Below are 4099 nucleotides of genomic sequence, written 5' to 3'. Positions count from 1 at the left end.
CGTCGACAATCGCGCGCGCGGTGGTGGGGTCGCCACCGGCACTGCGCGCCGAGAACTTGCCCGACGTCACCCGCAACGACACCAACCGCGCCCCCGGGGCGATGCCCGCGAAGCCGTCATCGCCGGGCTGGCCGGCGATCAGGCCCGCAACCGCGGTACCGCGCCCGTCACAGTCGGTGAGGCCGTCGGTCGATTCGAGATAGTCGCCGCCGGGCTGGACGCCGAGTAGCCGCGGCCCCGGCCGCACGCCGGTGTCCAGAACCGCCACCAGCTGCCCGTCGCCGCGGGAAAACCTCCACGCCGCAGCGGGATCCAGCATCTGCTGGCTTGGCGAGGCCTCCTTGAAGTCAGTACCAGGGATGACACCGGTGCCGGTGCACTCGCCGTTCTTCTCCATCGGCTGTACCGGGCCGGGTGCCCCGTTGGGCGGCGCCGCGCCCGCGTCGACCTGCGGGCGATCGATCGCCAACGCAGGCGGGCAGGCCCACAGCGTGGCAACCACAACCGCTGCGAGACAACCGAATCGCCGAGTGCGAGCAGAGATCATCGATTGAGCACCCAAGTGAACAGTCCCACCAGGTAGGCAATCACCGGGATCAGCGACGCGTCGATGCCCGACGCGACGAAGCCCACCAGCCGACGCACGGGGAGTGAGTAGGTATCCGGAGAGGCGATGGTCGGGCTGAGCGCGACGACGACCCAGGCCGACACCAGCGCTGCAAGGACAATCGCGATCACCAACGCGGTCGGGTATTCGGCTGTGGCCGTGTAGAGCACGACCAACGACACAGCCACCAGGAACGGCTGGGCCAGCAGCCACGCTTTGCATGCGGCCGAGTCCCACACCCTCGCCCGTAGCACTGCCGCGGCCGCAGTCGCGGCCACCACGTACCAGCCCCAGGCGGACAACGTTTCCGGACGCCACGCGATCGCGACCGACCCGATCACGCTGACCAACACGGCGCCGGCGATGAATCCGGTCTGGTGCGCGTCGCTGATCCGCACCCGTCGCGGCAAGTCCTCGAGCACCCGTGACGACGGCGCCGACGGGGTGGGGTCCCCGGGGGCCGGAATGACCGGCAGCGGGAATCGTGCCCACAGCGCGGACAATTGCGGGGCTTCGACGGTGACCAGCAGCGCCACGACCAGCAGGCCGGCGCCCAGCGTCACCAACGGCAGCTGCCACAGCGAGCTCGCGCCGGCAGCCAGCAGCAAGCCTCCTCCCACCACTGCAGTGGCGGTGAAAAGGCTGATGGTGCCGCTACTTTCGCGGCTCGGGAGAATCAGGGTGATCAGCGACCAGGCGGTCACGCCCGCCGCGGCGAGCGTCACCTGCGCCGTGCCGAAACTACCCGGTACCGCCAGCGCCAAGGCCGCGGCGATCGGCACCAATGCGGCGGCCGAGATCGCCGCACCGGCACGCGGTGACCGCGTGGCCAGACCCACCAGCACGCTCAGCAGCGCTATCGCGCCGACCACGAACGACCCGACAACCGAGCCGGTGGCAAACCGGTGGACAACGCCAAGACCCGTTGCAGCCCAGATCAATCCCGCGAGGCCGGCAACAGCGCCGCGCTGGATGTGCGCGGTGCCCCACGGCTTCAACCGAGATGTCGAGAAGATCACCGCCGCGTCGGCGATGTCTTCCACGATTCCTGGTGCGGCCGGCCCGACGGGGATGGGTTGCAGGGCCAACAGGTCGCCATCGACGACCCCGACTGTCCCCAAGCTGGCGTCCAGGCTGAACGGCGCACCGCCGACCGGGGCGAGGCTCAGGCGTGTGGGAGTGGCCGGTTCGGCTGAGGCGTCGCCATCGGCTGTCGCATCGTCGGCAACGGCGGGCACAACCAAACGCTCTACAGCAGGCAGGATTTCGCGCAGCGGCAGATCCGCGGGCAACGCGATTTCGGTCAGCCGGCTGTCCGCGAGGATCGCGACCCGCACAATGGGCATCACAGCGCTCGACATCACCGGCTCCTCAGGCTTCTGCTGGACATTGCTTCTCTTTCTCTGTCGTGTACAGGGATGTTCTCGGGATGGATCAGACGGATTGTGGGTTGGACTGCGTGCTGAAATCTCTGGCGAGCCTGTTGCCCTCGAACCAGTGGCCGTCGGGTAACTGGGCGGTGAGCTGTTCGACCGCGACCCCGATGGAAAACGGAGTTCCGGGGCTGAATGTGGAAATCCATTCGCCGTCGAAGGCAAGCGACGGGCTGACCAGCACCCGGCCCTCGGTGGTATCGACAATGCTCACTCCCACCTCGGTGGTGGCGTGCTGTCCATGCCGGTGGCAGCCGGCGACGATCTCGACGTAGCTGCGCGGTCCGGTGAACACCGACTCCACCACGGGACGAGCCGAACGCGGAATACCGAGGTAGTCAAGGACTTCAGCGAGTGCCGCGCCGTTGCGCAGCCGCTCGTCGGCCCGTGCACCGACCTGAGCGGGCAGGCTGAACTCGTCGAACCGTGCGGGCGGGCGCTGCGCCAGGCCGACACCGAGTATCGGCACCAGGGCGCGCGCATCGTGAATGTCCATCGCCGTAAACGTCACCAACTGTGCATTGCGCAGCGCCACGACGGTTTTGTCGCCGCGGCGCGCGATGATCCCGCGTAGCAGGTCGTCGCCCCCGGCGGCGGCAGCGGAACCGACGTAACGAAGGTCCAGCCATCGCTCCGGAAAGCACACCACCCGGATCCAGTCGGCCACCGCCGCATTGACAGCGCCATCGGCCGACACCATTCCCATGCGGGCCAGTTCGGCGTTCTGGGTTGCGAGGAACGCACCCCGTTCGGCGGCATCAGCGTACGGCGTGGTGATCGCCAAAACCCATGGGAACGTTCCCGCCCCCACGGTTTCAGCGACGAACCACGCCTGGTCGACGGTGAGCTCGACGGCGTTCGGCTTGGTGGTCATTTACGTTGCGGACCCACCCGCCAGGGTGTGCGACCGCACCACAAGCACTGCCGTCGATGGGGCTAGCCGCCCCACTTGGCGCCTTCGGCCTGGTCGCGGGCCAGCATCGAGGTGGTGTTGTTCTCATGCGTGCCCGCCATCGCGCGGTAGGACAACACCAACTGCTCCATCGCCTGATTCCACTGCGCCTGCCAGGCCTGGTAACTCATCCCGGTGTCACCCTGCCACCCCGCCTGCAACGCGGCCTGCTCGGCGGAGATATCGGCGCCCAAGCTCTGCAAAGTGCCCGCATACCCGGCCATATCGGCGGCGTGCGCCATCATCGCCGGGTAGTTGTACATGATCTGCGACATCACAAATCCCTTTCCTCAAGCCGTAATCGGGTCAGAAGCCCGGGTAGCTGCTCGCCGCAGCACTGTCAGCGGCCACATAGGTGCCCGCGGCATCCCCAAGGTTGGCCTGCGCGATATCCAACAGCGAATTCACCTTCGCCGCCGCCGCCACAAACCGGGCATGGGCAGCCTGAAACGCCGCCGCACCATCACCGGCGAAAAACGCCTGCGACGACATCGCCTCCTGCTCCGCCTGACCAATCGTCGAGCGCATCAACCCCGCCTTAGCCCCAAACGCCGACTGCGACGCCACCAACTGCGGAATATGAGCATCCAAAAGACTCATCCCAGAAATCCCTTCGTCAATCGATTATCGTTGCCACACACGCACATTCAGTTGTGGTCCCCCTCCCCCTTCGTCGGCCCCGGACCCCACGTGCCCGGCACCATCGGCATGGTTGGCCCATTGCCAAATCCGTTACTGCTCAGCGTGGCCAACCCAGCCGCCGCGGCAGCGGAGTCCTTGTCCACGGTGCCGGCGAACCCGAGCGAACCGGCACCACGATCCGATCCGACCGCCGACGCCACTAATTCCCGGTCGGCCGGCGTGCTCCAGTCCGGGTCGACCTCGACGTTCATGTCGGCGAATTCATCTGCGTGGTCGTGCATTTCGGACCGTCGCCGCCGCCGCACTCGCGTCTTGGCGCGACTTCCCGCAGCGACGGCGGCCGCTACCGGAATCGAGCTGGCCGGTGCCTTGGTCTCGTCGTGGTCGATCAACGTCGGCCCAGGACCGTCGTCGGGATCGATGCCGCCCACCATGTAGCCGAAGCCGGCGGTGGCGGGCGTGGCC

Annotated in this window: 5 protein-coding genes and 1 pseudogene; all 6 read right to left on the bottom strand. The window is 67.5% G+C overall.

Features of this window, described 5'->3' with window-relative positions:
* The coding region (locus WAN02_RS10205) for a S8 family serine peptidase (RefSeq protein ID WP_422264035.1) at positions 1 to 547 on the bottom strand (547 nt) is incomplete at its 3' end.
* Positions 544 to 1968, bottom strand: a complete 1425-nt coding sequence (gene eccD / locus WAN02_RS10200; RefSeq protein WP_422264034.1) for a type VII secretion integral membrane protein EccD — start codon at positions 1966 to 1968, stop codon at positions 544 to 546. The genes WAN02_RS10205 and eccD, both read right to left, overlap by 4 nt.
* Positions 1969 to 2041: 73 nt before the next feature.
* Entirely contained in the window at positions 2042 to 2914 is an 873-nt protein-coding gene (locus tag WAN02_RS10195; protein WP_422264033.1) for an ESX secretion-associated protein EspG, read from the bottom strand.
* Between the two features lie 62 nt (positions 2915 to 2976).
* A complete protein-coding gene (locus tag WAN02_RS10190) occupies positions 2977 to 3267 on the bottom strand; it encodes a WXG100 family type VII secretion target (protein ID WP_422264032.1) in 291 nt (96 codons plus the stop codon).
* A 31-nt stretch (positions 3268 to 3298) separates the two neighbouring features.
* The gene (locus tag WAN02_RS10185) at positions 3299 to 3592 is read right to left on the bottom strand and encodes a WXG100 family type VII secretion target (RefSeq protein WP_331510652.1); all 294 of its coding nucleotides are present in this window, start codon (positions 3590 to 3592) and stop codon (positions 3299 to 3301) included.
* Between the two features lie 47 nt (positions 3593 to 3639).
* Positions 3640 to 4099, bottom strand: a pseudogene (locus WAN02_RS10180) (PPE family protein); the annotation flags it as partial.

Source organism: Mycobacterium sp. (genome assembly GCF_049281135.1).
Classification (GTDB): domain Bacteria; phylum Actinomycetota; class Actinomycetes; order Mycobacteriales; family Mycobacteriaceae; genus Mycobacterium.
Note: the sequence above shows the minus strand (reverse complement) of the source record. Positions and strands in the feature narration are given on the sequence as shown.